General features: G+C 72.0%; 14 protein-coding genes and 1 pseudogene. 7 read left to right on the forward strand and 8 right to left on the reverse strand.

Annotation, left to right across the window (positions count from 1 at the left end):
* The first annotated feature begins 4 nt into the window (after positions 1-4).
* The 3 genes from ACFYXC_RS24455 to ACFYXC_RS24465 are packed head-to-tail and all read left to right on the forward strand — an operon-like array spanning position 5 to position 3,812.
* Positions 5-1,108, forward strand: coding sequence for a thiamine ABC transporter substrate binding subunit (locus tag ACFYXC_RS24455; RefSeq protein WP_389554033.1), 1,104 nt, complete (start codon positions 5-7; stop codon positions 1,106-1,108).
* The gene (locus ACFYXC_RS24460; RefSeq protein WP_389554034.1) at positions 1,084-2,775 is read left to right on the forward strand and encodes an ABC transporter permease; all 1,692 of its coding nucleotides are present in this window, start codon (positions 1,084-1,086) and stop codon (positions 2,773-2,775) included. Before ACFYXC_RS24455 ends, ACFYXC_RS24460 begins: the two co-directional genes overlap by 25 nt.
* Before the next feature lie 2 nt (positions 2,776-2,777).
* Positions 2,778-3,812 carry an ABC transporter ATP-binding protein gene (locus ACFYXC_RS24465; RefSeq protein ID WP_389554035.1) on the forward strand — a complete coding sequence of 345 codons (1,035 nt, stop codon included), beginning with the start codon at positions 2,778-2,780 and terminating at the stop codon, positions 3,810-3,812.
* A gap of 189 nt (positions 3,813-4,001) precedes the next feature.
* Here the strand turns inward: ACFYXC_RS24465 and ACFYXC_RS24470 are convergent, their stop codons facing one another.
* The 7 genes and pseudogenes from ACFYXC_RS24470 to ACFYXC_RS24500 all read right to left on the reverse strand — a co-directional run bounded on the left by ACFYXC_RS24470 (position 4,002) and on the right by ACFYXC_RS24500 (position 11,506).
* Complete coding sequence (locus ACFYXC_RS24470; RefSeq protein WP_389554036.1) at positions 4,002-4,694, reverse strand: LAETG motif-containing sortase-dependent surface protein; 693 nt, start codon at positions 4,692-4,694, stop codon at positions 4,002-4,004.
* Between the two features lie 144 nt (positions 4,695-4,838).
* Positions 4,839-5,963 (reverse strand): LOG family protein, encoded by a 1,125-nt coding sequence (locus ACFYXC_RS24475; protein WP_388911334.1) that lies wholly within the window; start codon positions 5,961-5,963, stop codon positions 4,839-4,841.
* 42 nt (positions 5,964-6,005) lie between these two features.
* Positions 6,006-6,413 carry a VOC family protein gene (locus tag ACFYXC_RS24480; protein WP_389554037.1) on the reverse strand — a complete coding sequence of 136 codons (408 nt, stop codon included), beginning with the start codon at positions 6,411-6,413 and terminating at the stop codon, positions 6,006-6,008.
* Positions 6,414-6,532: 119 nt separating this feature from the next.
* Positions 6,533-7,159: pseudogene (locus ACFYXC_RS24485) on the reverse strand (hypothetical protein); the annotation flags it as partial.
* A gap of 1,475 nt (positions 7,160-8,634) precedes the next feature.
* Positions 8,635-9,372 carry an ABC transporter ATP-binding protein gene (locus ACFYXC_RS24490; protein WP_389554038.1) on the reverse strand — a complete coding sequence of 246 codons (738 nt, stop codon included), beginning with the start codon at positions 9,370-9,372 and terminating at the stop codon, positions 8,635-8,637.
* 236 nt (positions 9,373-9,608) lie between these two features.
* Positions 9,609-11,006, reverse strand: coding sequence for an aspartate aminotransferase family protein (locus ACFYXC_RS24495; RefSeq protein ID WP_389554039.1), 1,398 nt, complete (start codon positions 11,004-11,006; stop codon positions 9,609-9,611).
* Positions 10,991-11,506 carry an Lrp/AsnC family transcriptional regulator gene (locus tag ACFYXC_RS24500; RefSeq protein ID WP_388911346.1) on the reverse strand — a complete coding sequence of 172 codons (516 nt, stop codon included), beginning with the start codon at positions 11,504-11,506 and terminating at the stop codon, positions 10,991-10,993. The genes ACFYXC_RS24495 and ACFYXC_RS24500 overlap by 16 nt, the downstream gene beginning before the upstream one ends.
* Positions 11,507-11,704: 198 nt before the next feature.
* On the opposite strand from ACFYXC_RS24500, the gene ACFYXC_RS24505 reads away from it, so the two are divergent.
* Entirely contained in the window at positions 11,705-13,141 is a 1,437-nt protein-coding gene (locus ACFYXC_RS24505) for a gamma-aminobutyraldehyde dehydrogenase (protein ID WP_388911349.1), read from the forward strand.
* 154 nt (positions 13,142-13,295) lie between these two features.
* On the opposite strand, the gene ACFYXC_RS24510 is transcribed toward ACFYXC_RS24505, so the two are convergent.
* The gene (locus ACFYXC_RS24510) at positions 13,296-13,844 is read right to left on the reverse strand and encodes a hypothetical protein (protein ID WP_388911352.1); all 549 of its coding nucleotides are present in this window, start codon (positions 13,842-13,844) and stop codon (positions 13,296-13,298) included.
* A 206-nt stretch (positions 13,845-14,050) separates the two neighbouring features.
* Between ACFYXC_RS24510 and ACFYXC_RS24515 the strand changes: the two genes are divergently transcribed.
* Genes ACFYXC_RS24515 through ACFYXC_RS24525 form a run of 3 tightly spaced genes read left to right on the forward strand, consistent with a single transcriptional unit; the run spans position 14,051 to position 16,812 of the window.
* Complete coding sequence (locus ACFYXC_RS24515) at positions 14,051-14,704, forward strand: response regulator transcription factor (RefSeq protein WP_389554040.1); 654 nt, start codon at positions 14,051-14,053, stop codon at positions 14,702-14,704.
* Positions 14,701-15,960: a sensor histidine kinase gene (locus ACFYXC_RS24520; RefSeq protein WP_389554041.1), complete on the forward strand. Its 1,260-nt coding sequence runs from the start codon at positions 14,701-14,703 to the stop codon at positions 15,958-15,960. Before ACFYXC_RS24515 ends, ACFYXC_RS24520 begins: the two co-directional genes overlap by 4 nt.
* Before the next feature lie 33 nt (positions 15,961-15,993).
* Positions 15,994-16,812: an SGNH/GDSL hydrolase family protein gene (locus ACFYXC_RS24525; protein ID WP_389554042.1), complete on the forward strand. Its 819-nt coding sequence runs from the start codon at positions 15,994-15,996 to the stop codon at positions 16,810-16,812.
* The last annotated feature ends 8 nt before the right edge of the window (positions 16,813-16,820 follow it).

A 16,820-nucleotide genomic window follows, 5' to 3' on the forward strand; every position in this document is an offset into this window, starting at 1 on the left:
ACCAGTGCGTACCACGAGCATCACCCACCGGCTCACCGCCGCCGTCGCGGCCACCGGGCTCGGCCTCGTCGCGCTCAGCGCGTGCGGGTCCTCCGACTCCGGGGACGGGGGTTCGGGCGACGAGGGCTCCGGGACCGTGACCCTCGTCAGCCACGACTCCTTCGCCTACAGCAAGGACGTCCTCAAGGCGTTCGAGGAGGAGTCCGGCTACAAGGTCAGGGTCCTCAAGGACGGCGACGCCGGGCAGGCCGTCAACAAGGCGATCCTCACCAAGGACAACCCGCAGGGCGACGTCTTCTTCGGCGTCGACAACACCCTGCTCTCGCGCGCGCTCGACAACGGGCTGTTCCAGTCGTACGAGGCCAAGGGAGCGGACCTCGTCCTGCCCGAGTACCGGGTCGACCCGGACAGGCACCGCGTCACGCCGATCGACTCCGGTGACATCTGCGTCAACTACGACAAGACCTACTTCAGTAAGCGTGACCTGGCGCCGCCGACGTCCTTCGACGATCTGATCAAGCCCGCGTACAAGAACCTCCTCGTCACCTCGAACGCCTCGACCTCCTCGCCCGGCCTCGGCTTCCTGCTCGGCACCGCCGCGAAGTACGGGGACGACGGGTGGGAGGACTACTGGAAGAAGCTCAGGGCCAACGGCGTGAAGGTCGTCGACGGCTGGGAGCAGGCATACAACGAGGAGTTCTCCGGGTCCGCCGGCGGCAAGAAGGCCAAGGGCGACCGGCCGCTCGTCGTCTCGTACGCCTCCTCCCCGCCCGCCGAGGTCATCTACGCCGACCCGAGGCCGAAGACCGCGCCGACCGGTGTCGCGGACGGCACCTGTTTCCGGCAGGTCGAGTACGCGGGGCTGCTGAGCAACGCGGAGAACGCGAAGGGCGGCAAGGCGCTCGTCGACTTCCTGATCAGCAAGAGGTTCCAGGACGACATGCCGCTCAACATGTTCGTGTACCCGGTCCGTGAGGGCGCCCGGGTGCCCCAGGAATTCGTGAAGTTCGGCCCGCAGGCCGAGAACCCCGAGACCCTGGACCCCGCCAGGATCGCCGACAACCGTGACGAGTGGGTCAAGTCATGGACCTCGCTCGTACTGAAGTAGAGGCGCGGCCGCGCGCACACAGGCGTACGGGGAGCGCGGCGCGGCTCGGTCTCATGGCCGTGCCCGTCGCGTTCTTCGGGCTCTTCTTCGCCTATCCGGTCGCGGCGATCACCGCCCGCGGGCTGCGTACCGGCGGGAGCTGGCGGTTCGGGCGGATCTGGGACGTGCTCGCCCAGCCCGACATCCGGCACGTCCTGTGGTTCACCACCTGGCAGGCGCTCGCCTCGACCGCGCTCACCCTGCTGATCGCGCTCCCCGGCGCGTACGTCTTCGCGCGCTTCGAGTTCAGGGGCAAGCAGGTGCTCCGGGCCGTCGTGACCGTACCGTTCGTGCTGCCGACCGTCGTCGTGGGCACGGCCTTCCTGGCGCTGCTCGGCCGGGGCGGACTGCTGGACGACCTGTGGGGCGTACGCCTGGACACCACCGTGTGGGCCATCCTGCTCGCGCACGTCTTCTTCAACTACGCGGTCGTCGTCCGTACGGTCGGTGGCCTCTGGTCGCAGCTCGACCCGCGGCAGGAGGAGGCCGCACGGATGCTCGGCGCCTCACGGTTCGCGGCCTGGCGCACGGTGACGCTCCCGGCGCTCGGCCCGGCCGTGGCCGCCGCCGCACTCATGGTCTTCCTCTTCACCTTCACCTCCTTCGGCGTCGTGCAGATCCTCGGCGGCCCCACCTTCTCGACGCTGGAGGTCGAGATCTACCGGCAGACCTCGGAGATCTTCGACCTCTCCACGGCCGCCGTGCTGACGATCATCCAGTTCGTGGCCGTGGGCGCGATCCTCGCCGTCCACGCGTGGACCGTACGGCGGCGGGAGACCGCGCTGCGGCTGGTCGACGCCGCCACGACCGCGCGACGGCCGCGCGGGGCGGGGCAGTGGACCCTGCTCGCCGCTGTCCTCGCCACCATCGCCGTCCTGCTGGTCCTGCCGCCGGCCGTCCTGGTCGCGCGCTCGTTCGACGCCCCGGGATTCGGCTACTACAAGGCACTGACCAGCGACGAGGGCGGTCTGTTCCTGGTGCCGCCGATCGACGCCGTCGGCAACTCGCTGCGGTACGCCCTCGCCGCCACCGCCATCGCCCTGCTGATCGGCGGACTCGCGGCCGCCGCCCTCACCCGCCGGGACGCGGGACGTCTCGTACGGGGCTTCGACGCGCTGCTCATGCTGCCGCTCGGGGTCTCCGCCGTGACCGTCGGCTTCGGTTTCCTCGTCGCGCTCGACGAACCGCCGCTGGACCTGCGCAGCACCTGGATCCTCGTGCCCCTCGCGCAGGCGCTGGTGGGTGTCCCCTTCGTCGTACGGACCATGCTGCCGGTGCTGCGGGCCGTGGACGGGCGGCTGCGCGAGGCGGCGGCGGTGCTCGGGGCCTCGCCCTGGCGGGTGTGGCGCGAGGTCGATCTGCCGATGGTGCGGCGGGCGCTGCTGATCGCGGCCGGGTTCGCCTTCGCCGTGTCACTGGGCGAGTTCGGCGCGACCGTCTTCATCGCACGGCCCGACAACCCGACGCTGCCGGTCGCCGTGGCACGGCTGCTGGGACGGGCGGGCGAGCTCAACTACGGGCAGGCCATGGCCCTTTCCACCGTCCTGATGGTGGTGTGCGCGGTGGCGCTGCTGGTCCTCGAACGCCTTCGCACCGACCTTCGCTCCGACCGGACGGGAGAGTTCTGAAGATGCTCGAACTGGAAGGGGCGACCGTACGGTTCGGCGGGCGGGCCGTGCTCGACGACGTCGGTCTCGATGTCGCCGAGCAGGAGATCGTATGTGTGCTGGGGCCCAGCGGCAGCGGCAAGTCGACGCTGCTCAGGGCCGTCGCCGGGCTGCAGCCGCTGGACGGCGGGCGGGTGTTCCTGGACGGCCGTGACCTCGACGGCGTGCCCGCGCACAGGCGGGGCGTCGGCCTGATGTTCCAGGACCACCAGCTGTTCCCGCAGCGGGACGTCGCCGGGAACGTGGCCTTCGGGCTGCGGATGCGCGGCGAGTCGAAGCGGCAACAGGCCGCTCGGGTCGGTGAGTTGCTGGAACTCGTCGGTCTGCCGGACTCCCACCGGCGGGCCGTGGCCTCCCTCTCCGGCGGCGAACAGCAGCGGGTCGCTCTTGCCCGGGCGCTCGCTCCCCGGCCCCGGCTGCTCATGCTCGACGAGCCGCTCGGCCAGCTCGACCGCTCGCTGCGTGAACGGCTCGTGATGGAACTCCGCGAACTGTTCCGCGAGTTGGGCACCACCGTGCTCGCTGTCACGCACGACCAGGGTGAGGCATTCGCGCTCGCCGACCGGGTCGTCGTGATGCGGGACGGACGGATCGCCCAGTCGGGTACGCCACTTGAGGTCTGGCAGCGTCCGGCGGACGCGTTCGTGGCCCGGTTCCTCGGCTTCGAGAACGTGACCGGGGCGACCGTCTCGGGTGAGGTGGCGGACACCCCCTGGGGCAAGGTGCCGGTGCCCTCCGGCACCCCGCAGGGCGAGGTCACGCTCCTCGTCAGGCCGGCGGGCGTAGGGCTCGTGCCGGCCGCGGAGGGGCTGCGCTGCGCGGTGGCCGCACGGACCTTCCGGGGCACTCATGTGGCCCTGCGGTTGCAGCCCGAGGGCGCGCCGCGGCTGGAGGCGGCGTGTGCGCTGCGGGATGCGCCGGAGACCGGGGACGAGGTGGGGGTGGCGTTCGACGCCGCCGAGATCGTCGTGCTCGCCGGGGCCCGGGGCGCGGCCTAGGGGGTGCCCGGCCGGGGCTCGGGGGCGAGTGGCTCGTCGCCGGTGATGAGGGTGCGGGTTGGTGGGGGCTGAGCGCGCAGTTCCCCGCGCCCCTTGCGGGGCGGGGTGGGGCTCGGTGTGGGTGGGGGTCGGTGTGGGTGTGGCCCGCTTCCCTGGGTGGGGGCGGGCCACTGGTGTAGCTGGTGGGTGTCAGCGGTTGTTCGATGCGCCGCGGCGGCGGAGCGCGAACATCACGCCGGCGCCGGCGGCGACGAGCGCCGCCGCTATGCCGACGATGGCACCGGTGTTGGAGCTCGAACCGGTCTCGGCGAGGTTCGACTCACCCGCGGGCGAGGGGTTGTTGTCGCCGGTCGACGCGGCGGGGGAGCTCGCCGACTCCGCGGGCTCGGAGGGCTCCGAGGAGCCGGGGGCCTCCGAAGGCTCCGAGGGGGAGGACGGCTCCTCCGAGGGCGACGGGGTCGCCGGAGGCGTGGACGTCTCCGGGGACTCGCACGCCTCGGACGGAGTGACGAGGTTGGGCTTGATGTCCTCGTCGACCTGGTTGCCGGCCTTGACGTGGATGCGGTAGGTCGCGTTCGGCTTCCAGTCCTCGGAGAAGTCGATGGTCACGCCTTCGCGCGTACCTTCGACGACCTGTTCGCCGACGAGCTTGGCGTCGGCGTTGTTCGACTGGAGGAAGACGGAGACCGTGGCCTTGACGCCCGACGGGTCCTTGTCCGTGACGCTGATGACGCCCTTGGTGCCGTCGCACTTGGCGACGGCGGAGAACTCACTGATGTTGCAGGCGAGCGCGTTGCCGGCCAGGCCGAGCGTGAGCGCGGCCGAGGCGGAGGCAACTCCGAGAATGCGCACGGAACGTGCGGTACGGCGAGATATGGACACGATTGCCCTTCACGGGATGCACAAAAACGAGGGGGGTGGTGGGGGGCTGCTGTGAAACAGCAATCCCAGACGCCTCACAGGTTTATTGGGCACCGTCTCCCGTTGTCAATCCGTGTGTCCGTCTTGACCCTTGGCTTTTAGGTTTCATTTACGTGACAGACGGTCCAGCGCCTCCGGCACCTCCTCGATGCGGTCCACGAGGGCGATACGGGACTCCATCGACCTGTCCCGGGCGAGGGCCTGGAGCAGCGGCCACACGGGCAGACGCTCCGTCCAGTGGGCGCGGTCCACCAGCACCATGGGGGTCGGTTCACCGCGGGACTCGTAGTAGTTGGGGGTCGCGTTGTCGAAGACCTCCTGGACCGTTCCGGCGGCGCCGGGCAGGAAGACCACGCCCGCGTTCGAGCGGGCCAGCAGGCCGTCCTCGCGGGTGGCGTTGGCGAAGTACTTGGCGATGTGCGAGGCGAAGGCGTTCGGCGGCTCGTGGCCGTAGAACCAGGTGGGGACGCCCACCGAGGTGTTGCCCTTCGGCCAGCGGTCGCGCACCGCGAAGGCGGCGCGCGCCCAGTCGGTCACCGACGGGACGAACGAGGGCGCCTTGGCGAGGATCTCGCACGCCTCGTCCAGCATGCCGTCGCGGTACGGGGCCGCGTACGCGCCGAGGTTCGCCGCCTCCATCGCGCCGGGGCCGCCGCCCGTCGCCACCGCGAAACCGGCGCGGGCGAGCGCGCGGCCGAGCCGGGCCGCGCCCCCGTACACGTCCGTGCCGCGAGCCATGGCGTGACCGCCCATCACGCCCACCACCCGTGCCCCGCGCAGGAGTTCGTCGAGAGCGTCCGAGACGGAGTCGTCGTGGACCGAGCGCAGCATCGACGCGTAGATGTCCCCGTCGGCCCCGGTCCGCTGGAACCAGGCGTACGTGACGGCGTCCGGTGTCTCCTCGTACCCCTTGTCGAGGGTGCCGAACAGTTCGTCGGGCGTGTAGAGGTGGCCGCGGTACGGGTCGAACGGCAGATCGGGAAGGGGCGGGAAGACCAGGGCGCCGTCGGCGCGGACCTTCGCCGCCGCGTTCTCCCGCATCGGGCAGCCCAGGAAGACGGCGCCCGTGGTGTCGCTGGCGAGCAGCTCTCTCGTACGGTCCGTCAGATCGACGGCCTGGACGCGGAAGCCGGCGAGGGTACCGCGTGCCGAGACGGTCGCGTCGAACTCAGCGAGCGTCTCGATCTCACGGTCACCGTGGTGGGCCACATGGGCGGGGCTGGTCTGCACCCGCCCATGTAAGCACGGCCTCCGGGGACGCGGTCGGGCGCTTCAGCCCTGGGCGGCCGCCGGGTCCATCCACATGATCTCCCAGGTGTGGCCGTCCGGGTCGTCGAAGGCGCGCCCGTACATGAAGCCGTGGTCCTGGGTCTCCCCGCTGGCCGAGCCGCCCGCCGCGATCGCCTTGTCGACCAGCTCGTCCACCTTCTCGCGGCTCTCGGCGCTGAGACACAGCAGCACCTCGCTGGTCCTCGTCGAGTCCGCGATCTCCTTCTTCGTGAAGTCCGCGTAGCGCTGCTTGTCCAGCAGCATCGCGACGATCGTGTCGCTGATGACGACGGACGCGCAGTGCTCGTCGGAGAACGTCGCGTTGATCGTGTAGCCGATCTCCGTGAAGAACTTCTTCGACGCGTCCACGTCGTTCACGGCCAGGTTCACGAAGATCATCTGCTGGTACATGGGAGGTCCTCCATCGCGTGAGTCGCTGTTCGGAGGGTTAGACCGGGGTGTCGTCGAAAAATCATCGCGGCGCGCGATTTTTTTTCGTACGCGTGGCCGGACCCGCCGCTCACGGCGGGTCAGCGCGCCAGGGGCAGGGCCGCGAGCTTCGCGATCGCCCAGGTCAGCGGACCGAGGACGACGAGCAGGGCGCCGGCACGGAAGGCGGCCGCGGTGCGCAGGGTCGCGGCGGGCGCGCCGATGCGCAGCAGGGCCGCCGTGGTGTCGGCGCGCGCGTTCCTCGCCTCGACGGCGGCGGTCAGGAGCGTCGCGACGGAGCAGCCGGCGACGAGGAGCGCGCCGAGCGTGGTGAGGGGGCCGATGTCGGGACGCGCACCGGTGTGCAGCACGGTCATGGCGTACGCGCCCGACGCCACCGCGCACACGACGCCGAGCGGGCGGCCGATACGGGTCGCCTCCTCCATGAGCACGCGCCCGGCGAGCAGCCGCAGGGCGCCGGGCCGTACCGACTGGAGCAGTCTGCCGCTGAGGTGGGTGAGCGCGGGCCCGGCCAGCGCCAGCCCGATCGCGGTGAGCGCCCAGCCGACCAGCACACCGAGGGAGCCGCCGGTGAGCCCGCCCGGCAGGAGGGGCCCTCCGTGCGCGGGGGCGGTACGCCCGGCGTACGTCGCCACCGCGATTCCGCCGGCGATCACGGCGGCCCCCCAGGGGAGACCGCCGGGGGCGGGGAGGGGGGCGCAGGGCCGGTGGGGGTCGAGCGGGTGATCGACCCCCCACACGACGACGGAACCGCCCGCGCCGCCTGCGCCGCTTGCGCCGTCCGCACCGGACGGGCTCGCCGCGCCGCCCGAGCCGCTTGTGCCGTCCGCGCCGCCGGTGCCGGTCGTGTCGCGCGGGCCGTGTGCGCCGTGCACGCCGGTGGTGTTGTCCAGCCCGCGCGGGCCGACCGGGCCTGCCGGGCCGACCGGGCCTGCCGGGCCGACCGGCCCCGCCGGACTGACCGGGTCAGGCGTGGGGTGCTGGCCGTGTGGGAGTGCCGGGTCGGTGGGGCCGGTCGCGTCCGCCGGACCGTCTCGGTGGGCGGACGTGTTCCGGTGGCTAGGTGCGTCCGAACCGGCGTGTGCGGGGGGCAGGCCCTGGCCGATCGGGTGGGTGTCGATCCGCGTGGTGACGCGGGTGCCCGGGCGGCGGGGGATGTCGAACGCGACGACACCGGCGGCGCCCGGCCCCTCCTTGGTCCCGGGCTCGGCCCTGACGCCGGGCTCGGCCCGTCCGGCGGGAGTGCTCCGCGCGCCCGGCGCCTCGGGTGCACCGTTCCGGCCGGAGCCGGCGGTGGGGAGGCCCGGTCCGCCGGGAGGGCTGTCCGTCCCCGCGGGGGCGCGGGTGTCAGGGCGGCGGGGAAGGTCCAGCGTGATGACGCCGACACCCGGCAGGCCCCCCGCGCCCGGCATGTCCGGGGCACCGTGGTCCGTGTGGCCGGCAGGACTGCTGTGACGAGTGTGATCAGTGAGCCCCGTGTGATCGGTGAGACCGGTGGGTGTGACGGCGGCGCCGTCCCGGCCCGGGTGGTCGGCGCCGGACGCGGTCCGGCTCTCCGCGCGGACCCGCGCCCGAGCGTCCGTGCGGGCGCCGAAGCGTCCGTAGGCGCCGAATCCGACGCGGTCGCTGGAGCGTCCGTAGCCGCCGAAACCGCTCAGCCGGCCGGGGCGGCCGCCCGCCGGGGGACGCGGGCCCCGCGGGCGCAGCGCCACCGCGCCGGCCACCGACGCGGTGACCGGCACCAGGGCGAGGAGCGTCAGCACGGCGGGCAGGGGGAGGGGCTGGTTCGCGGCGAGGAGGACGTCCGCGGCGCCGTCGAAGGGGAGGCCCGTCAGGTTCCCGCGCAGGTGCAGGAAGACCAGCAGGGCGACCACCGAACCGAGCGTGCAGGACACGGCGGTGGTGACGGCCGCCAGGGCCAGCAGCCGCGCGGGGCCCAGACCGACCGCCGCGAGTCCGGCCCGTGGCCGGGTGGCCGGGTCGGTCCGGGCGACGGCGACCGCGAACTGGACGGTGGCGGCCAGCGGCGCGACGCACCAGGCGAGCCGCAGCGCGGCCCTCGCGGAGTCGTCCGGGTGCCCCAGCGCGTATCCGAGGGTGCACAGGAGCAGGAACCCCGTACCCGCGGACGCCGCGGCGACGAGGAGTCTGCGGAACTGGACGGCCGGGCGGGCGCCCCGGGCTAGGCGGAGAGCGAGCACGCGGTCCGGCCCTCCGTCTCGCCGACCGGCGGCAGATGGACGGTGTCCACCCGCCTCCCGTCGAGCAGCGACACCGTGCGGTCGGCGAACGCCGCCGTGTCCGCGTCGTGCGTGGCCAGGACGACGGTGATCCCGTGCGAGCGGGCGGCCGTCGTGAGCGTACGCAGCACCTGGGTGCGGTCCGCGCAGTGCAGCGGCGCGGTCGGCTCGTCGGCGAAGATGACGGTCGGCGCGGGGACCAGGGCACGTGCGATGGCCACGCGCTGGCGTTCCGTCTGCCGCAGGGCGTACGGGCGTTTGCGGGCGCAGTCGCCGATGTCGAAGCGGTCCAGCCACTCCATGGCGGTCGTCCTGGCCCGGCGGCGGCCGGTGCCGCGCAGCATCAGGAGCAGGGCCGCGTTCTCCCAGGCGGTCAGCTCGGGGACGAGGACCGGTGCCGGGTCGATCCACCCGAACCGGTCGCGGCGCAGCCGCTCACGCGCCGACGGAGCCAGGCGGTGCAGCGCGGTGCCGCTGAACCACACCTCGCCCTCCTGCGCCGTGAGCTGTCCCGACAGGCACCGGAGCAGGGTCGTCTTGCCGCTGCCGCGTGGGCCGCCGAGGGCGAGGATCTCGCCCTCGCGCACCCCCAGTGAGACACCGGTGAGCGCGGGTGAGCCGTCGTGTCTGACGTGCAGGGCGCGTGCCCACAGCACCTCGTTGTCCGGCGGAGCCACCATCGCGTACACCTCTTCAGATCTGATGCGCGCTGCCCCGGGCGGCCTCGGAAGGCCGCGCGGCCCCCGGCCGGGGGAAAGGAGGCAGGCTGATCGGTCACTGGGCACGCTAGGGAGTCGGGGCCCGGAGGCCGGACAGCACGCGGCCCCGGGCCGCCCATTCTCACTCGAACGGGCGGCACCGGGGCCGGTGATCATCACAGGTTCAGCTCATCATGCGACCGTAGGTCCGGTCGCGGTCACAGCTTCGCCCACGCCTCCGTCAGCACCTGGCGGACGATCCCCTCGATCTCGTCGAACGTCGACTGGTCCGAGATCAGCGGCGGCGACAGCTGGATGACCGGGTCACCGCGGTCGTCGGCGCGGCAGTACAGGCCGTACTCGAAGAGCTTCTTGGAGACGAAGCCGTAGAGCACGCGCTCCGACTCCTCGTCCGTGAAGGTCTCCTTGGTGGTCTTGTCCTTCACCAGTTCGATGCCGTAGAAGAAGCCGTGGCCGCGGACGTCGCCGACGATCGGCAGGTCGTGCAGCTTCTGCAGGGTGGAGAGGAACGCGCTCTCGTTGTCCAGCACGTGCTGGTTGAGCTTCTCGCGCTCGAAGATGTCGAGGTTCGCGAGGCCGACGGCCGCCGACACCGGGTGACCGCCGAAGGTGTAGCCGTGCAGGAAGGTGTTGTCTCCCTGGTAGAACGGCTCCGCGAGCCGGTCCGAGATGATGCAGGCGCCGATCGGGGAGTATCCCGAGGTCATGCCCTTGGCGCAGGTGATCATGTCGGGTACGTAGCCGAACTTGTCGCAGCCGAACATCGTGCCGAGCCGGCCGAAGGCGCAGATGACCTCGTCCGAGACGAGCAGTACGTCGTACTGGTCGCAGATCTCGCGCACCCGCTGGAAGTAGCCGGGCGGCGGCGGGAAGCAGCCGCCCGCGTTCTGTACGGGCTCCAGGAAGACGGCGGCCACCGTCTCGGGGCCCTCCATGAGGATCTGCTCCTCGATCTGGTCGGCGGCCCAGCGGCCGAACGCCTCGGGGGAGACGCCCGACCCCTGGTCGAGGAAGGCGGGCGCGCGGTAGATGTTGGTGTTCGCGACCTTGTGGGCGCCGGGGACCAGCGGCTCGAACGGGGCCTTCAGATCGGGCAGCCCGGTGATGGACAGGGCGCCCTGCGGGGTGCCGTGATAGGCGACGGCGCGCGAGATGACCTTGTACTTGGTGGGCTTGCCCCGCAGCTTGAAGTACTGCTTGGCGAGCTTCCACGCGGTCTCGACGGCCTCGCCGCCACCCGTGGTGAAGAAGACCTTGTTCAGGTCGCCCGGAGCGTGGTGCGCGAGGCGCTCGGCCAGCTCGACGGCCTTCGGGTGGGCGTAGGACCAGATCGGGAAGAAGGCCAGTTCCTTGGCCTGCCGGGCGGCGGTCTCGGCCAGTTCGGCACGGCCGTGGCCCGCCTGGACCACGAACAGGCCGGCCAGACCGTCGAGGTAGCGCTTGCCCTGCTCGTCGTAGACGTAGGTGCCCTCGCCACGGACGATCGTGGGGACGGGCGCGTTCTCGTACGAGGACATGCGGGTGAAGTGCATCCACAGGTGGTCGTACGCGGTGCGGCTGAGGTCCTTGGCAGTCACGGCTATCGGGTTCCCCACATGTAGGTCTGCTTCTTGAGTTTCAGGTAGACGAAGCTCTCGGTGGAGCGCACGCCGGGCAGGACCCGGATGCGTTTGTTGATGACGTCCAGCAGGTGGTCGTCGTCCTCGCAGACGATCTCGGCGAGGATGTCGAAGGAGCCCGCGGTCATCACCACGTACTCGACCTCGTGCATGGCGGTCAGGGCGTCGGCCACCGGTTCGAGGTCGCCGTCGACGTTGACGCCCACCATCGCCTGTCTGCGGAAGCCCACGGTGAGCGGGTCCGTGACGGCGACGATCTGCATCACGCCCTGGTCGAGCAGCTTCTGCACACGCTGGCGCACGGCCGCCTCGGAGAGGCCGACCGCCTTGCCTATCGCGGCGTACGGGCGGCGGCCGTCCTCCTGGAGCTGCTCGATGATGGCGAGGGAGACGGCATCCAGCTGGGGGGTGCCGTTCCTGGACTCGCGGGAGTCCTTGGGATCTGCGCTTCGACTGGCCACGCGCTCACTGTGCACGAGGGCTCGACAGTTCCGCAAGGTGTGATCGATGAAATTCGTTGTATAGGTGTTCTCAGTCTGCGGATTTCGCAGCTATGGGGCGAGTGGGGGTGTTGAAAACGTCGGGACGAGGATTAGGGTGGGAGTCCAGGCGTCTCAGCCAGTGGACACCTGGGGCCGACACGACAACAGGACATCCGACAGGAGGGCCGGGCAGTGAGCACCGAGCTGCGTCGTCTGCGCAATTACATCGCCGGAGAGTTCCGCGATGCCGCCGATGGACGGACCACGGACGTGGTCAACCCCGCGACGGGCGAGGCGTACGCCACCGCGCCGCTGTCCGGCCAGGCCGACGTCGACGCCGCGATGGAGGCGGCCGCCGCCGCCTTCCCCGCCTGGCGCGACCAGACGCCCGCCGAGCGGCAGAAGGCCCTCCTCAAGATCGCGGACGCCTTCGAGGAGCGCGCCGAGGAACTGATCGCGGCCGAGGTGGAGAACACGGGCAAGCCCATCGGGCTGACCCGCTCCGAGGAGATCCCGCCCATGGTCGACCAGATCCGCTTCTTCGCGGGCGCGGCGCGGATGCTCGAAGGCCGGTCGGCCGGCGAGTACATGGAGGGTCTGACCTCGATCGTCCGCCGCGAGCCGGTCGGCGTCTGCGCGCAGGTCGCGCCGTGGAACTACCCGATGATGATGGCCGTGTGGAAGTTCGCCCCGGCGCTCGCCGCGGGCAACACGGTGGTGCTCAAGCCGTCCGACACCACGCCGGCCTCCACGGTCCTGATCGCCGAGATCATCGGTTCGATCGTCCCCGAGGGCGTCTTCAACGTCATCTGCGGCGACCGTGACACCGGGCGCCTCATGGTCGAGCACAGGACCCCGGCGATGGCGTCCATCACCGGTTCCGTACGGGCGGGTATCTCCGTCGCCGAGTCCGCCGCCAAGGACGTCAAGCGGGTCCACCTGGAACTCGGCGGCAAGGCACCCGTCGTGGTCTTCGAGGACGTCGACATCGCCAAGGCCGTCGAGGACATCTCGGTGGCGGGCTTCTTCAACGCCGGCCAGGACTGTACGGCCGCCACCCGCGTCCTCGTCCAGGAGTCCGTCCACGACGAGTTCGTGGCCGCGCTCGCCAAGGCCGCCGCCGACACCAAGACCGGCATGCCGGACGACGAGGACGTCCTGTACGGCCCGCTCAACAACCCGAACCAGCTCAAGCAGGTCACCGGCTTCATCGAGCGCCTCCCCGCGCACGCCAGGGTCGAGGCCGGCGGCCACCGGGTCGGCGAGAAGGGCTACTTCTACGCCCCGACCGTCGTCTCCGGCCTGAAGCAGGACGACGAGATCATCCAGAACGAGGTCTTCGGCCCGGTCATCACCGTCCAGTCCTTCACGGACGAGGACCAGGCCGTGGCGTACGCGAACGGCGTCGACTACGCCCTCGCCTCCTCCGTCTGGACGAAGGACCACGCGCGCGCGATGCGCATGTCCAAGGTCCTCGACTTCGGCTGCGTGTGGATCAACACGCACATCCCGCTGGTCGCGGAGATGCCGCACGGCGGCTTCAAGAAGTCCGGGTACGGCAAGGACCTGTCGGGATACGGGTTCGACGACTACACGCGGATCAAGCACGTCATGACGTCGCTGGGCTGAGCCGCCGGCCGCCCTCCAACGAACGTGGTACGGGGCCCCGGGCGGAGCGACCTCCGCCCGGGGCCCCGTTGGCGTCCGACGTCCGCCTCGGTCCGCCTTCGCCGCTCGCGGGGCGACGGCTCCTGGCCGTGGGCCGACCGCAGCCAGTCGTGGGTCAGCCGCTGAGGACGAGTCCCGCGGCGCTCGGCTCGGCCTCGCGGTCCTCGCGCTGCCCGCCGCTCCCCTTCTCGTCCGGCCTGTGCTCGCCGCAGCCGGGCCCGGGCCGGTCGCCCCTGCCGGGCAGGTCCCGCGGCGGCACCGGGAGCTTCACGCCGATGTCCTCGAGGATGTGCCCGCATGCCTTGGCGGCCTTGCGGAACTCCTTCGAACCCGGGTCGGGGTGCTTCGCCCGGTCGCCCCGCTCGATCCGCACCTTCACGCCGTGGCCGTCGTCCGCCGTGTGGATGACGAGGTCGGGGAAGTCCTCCAGGCCGTTGTCGCGCATGCACGCGGTGTACGCGCGCGACGCCTTGTCCTGGCGCGTCCAGTCGGCGGAGTCGGTCGGTCCGTCGTCCTTCGGGGGCGTCGACGACGAGCCGCCGCTCGGGGGCGAGGAGGAGTCGGCGGCCACGGACTGGCCCGCGTACACCCCGCCGAGCGCGAGGGCGCTGATCAGTGCGCAGGCCGCGGTCAGCCGGCGGCGCGGTTCGGTCCTGCTTCGCATGAGGTTCTCCTCGGTGTTCGGGTGTTCCGGTGTTCGGGTGTTCCGGTGTTTTGGTGTTTTGGTGATTCGGGACAGTGGGTCTGCGGAACACCCCAGCGCGCGGGCGGTTACGGCACGGGAACGGGCGCTCTTACCACCCTGTTACCGCCCGGCGGGCACGCTGTCCGCAGGGTTCGCAGCAGCCGGAGGAGCAGCCGGAGAAGCCGATGCGCGTATTGGTGGTCGAGGACCACGAGGAACTCGCCGAGACCGTCGCGGCGGGACTGCGCAGGGAGGGGATGGCCGTCGACATCGCACTGGACGGCCATGCGGCGCTGGAGCGGGCCATGGTCAACGGCTACGACGTCGTGGTGCTCGACCGTGACCTGCCCGGACTGCACGGGGACCGGGTCTGCCGGATCCTGGCCGAGGGGGGCAACCGGGCGCGGGTGTTGATGCTCACCGCGTCCGGCACGGTCGCCGACCGGGTCGCGGGGCTCGGCATGGGCGCCGACGACTACCTGCCGAAGCCGTTCGCCTTCACCGAACTCGTCGCGCGGATACGGGCCTTGAGCAGGCGCGCACAGCCGGCGCTGCCGCCCGTACTGGTCCGCGGTGATCTGCGGCTCGACCCCGCCCGCCGGGTGGCGACCCGCGCGGGCCGCCGACTGCCGCTCAGCCCGAAGGAGTTCGCGGTCCTGGAACTGCTGATGGCCGCTCACGGGGCGGTCGTCTCCGCCGAGGAACTGCTGGAGCGCGCCTGGGACGAGGCGGCGGACCCCTTCACCCAGACGGTGAAGGTGACGGTCAGCAGGCTGCGGCGCAAGCTCGGTGGGCCGCCGTTGATCGAGACGGTGGCGCAGGCCGGGTACCGGGTATGAGCGGGCGGTTCGCGTTCCCGGGACGGAGATGGGCCGGGGACGGGGAACCCTCGAAGGGCCGGCGGCCGCAGAGTGTCCGGTGGCGGCTGACCCTGCTCTACGGCGGCCTGTTCGCGGTGACGGGAGCGGTGCTGCTGGCGCTCACATACGCGCTCGTGGCCGAGGACCAGTCACTGGCCGTGTCCGGATCGGGCGCCCGGCCGGAGCCCTCGGCCCCGAGCCCCGGCGCGGACGCGGGCGCGGGGGCCAGGGTCAAGCCGGGTACGGCGGCGGCCAAGGGCGTCGAGGGGTACGTACGCGAGCGCCTCGCCGTCCAGCGCAGCGACCAGCTTCACCAACTGCTCGTCGAGTCGGGGATCGCGCTCGGTGTCATGGCGGTGGCCTCGCTCGTCCTCGGGTGGCTGGTCGCGGGCCGGGTGCTCGCACCCCTGCGGGACATGGCGGTCGCGGCCCGGCGGATCTCCGCGGACGACCTGCACCGGCGGCTCGCCGTGTCCGGTCCGGACGACGAACTGAAGGGCCTCGCCGACACGTTCGACGACCTGCTCGCCCGGCTGGAGGGCGCTTTCGAGGCGCAGCGCCGGTTCGTGGCGAACGCCTCGCACGAGTTGCGTACGCCGCTCACCCTGCAGCAGGCCGTCGTCGACGTGGCCCTGGCCGACCCCGACGCCGACGCCGCCTCCCTGCGGGCGGCCTGCCTGCGGGTGCGGGCCGCCGGGCAGGAGCAGGAGCGGCTGATCGAGGCGCTGCTCATGCTGGCGCGGGGGCAACGGGGGTTGCAGGGGCGGGAACGGGTGGATCTCGCCGACCTGGCGGGTGACCTGTTGCCCGAGGGCGGGCCCCGGGTGTCCGCCGAGCTGACTTCCGCGCCGCTCCTCGGGGATCCGCAGCTGGTCGGACGGCTGGTGAGCAACCTCGTGTCGAACGCCGTGCGGCACAACCTGCCCGAGGGGGAGGGGGGTTGGGTGACCGTCTGGACCGGGGTCGTCGAGGGGCGGGCCTCCCTGCGGATCGTGAACAGCGGGGCGGTGGTGCCCGGTGACCAGGTGGGCGCGCTGTTCGAACCGTTCCGGAGGGTGGGGGTGGAGCGGGTGCGGGGGCGGGAGGGGTCGGGGCTGGGGCTGTCGATCGTGGCGGCGATCGCGGCGGCGCACGGGGGAGAGGTGGAGGCGCGGGCGCGGAAGGAGGGCGGACTGTGGGTGGAGGTGGTGTTTCCGGTCGAGGACACCGCTTGTCATACTCAACGAAGTGAATAGACTATTCGTAGGCTATGGCGAAAGGCGGTCCCCGTGTCCGAGCGCGGATATCTTCGGTACGTCGCCCTGGGGGACAGCCAGACCGAGGGGCTCGGTGACGGTGACGACGTGCGGGGACTGCGCGGGTGTGCCGACCGGTTCGCGGAGGGGGCGGCCGCCGGGGGATGCCCGGACATCCTGTACGCCAACCTCGCCGTCCGCGGGCGGCTCGCCGGGCAGGTGCGCGCCGAGCAGCTTCCGGCCGCGCTCGCGCTGAGACCCGACCTGGCCACCGTGGTCGCCGGGATGAACGACCTGCTGCGGCCCCGCTTCGACGCGGACGAGGTGGCCGGTCACCTGGAGGCCGTGTTCGCCGCTCTGACCGCGCAGGGCGCCCGCGTCGCGACGGTCACCTTTCCCGACATCGGGCGGATCACCCCGCTGGCCCGGCCCCTCGGCCGCCGCGTCCTCGCCCTCAACGCCCGTATCAAGGAGGCGGCCGGCCGCCACGGGGTGGCCGTCGCCGACCTCTCCGTCCACACGGCGATGACGGACCCCCGGCTGTGGAGCCCGGACCGGCTGCACGCGAGCCCGCTCGGCCATGCGCGCATCGCCGCCGCGGTCGCGCACGCGCTCGCCCTGCCGGGCAGCGACGACACCTGGACGCTGCCCCTGCCCCCCGGCGCACCGGCGCCCGGAGGGCTGCGCGGCGTCGGCACGGAACTGCGCTGGGCGGGCGGCTTCCTGGGACCCTGGCTCCTGCGCCGGGTCCGGGGCCGCTCGTCGGGCGACGGCCGGCGGGCCAAGCGGCCGGACCTGCTCCCGCCCGTCGCCCTCCACAGCGGTTCCTTTGACTGGTCAACGCGGTGCTAGCTTGAGTT

The organism is Streptomyces sp. NPDC002701 (assembly GCF_042889045.1).
Taxonomy (GTDB): Bacteria; Actinomycetota; Actinomycetes; order Streptomycetales; family Streptomycetaceae; genus Streptomyces.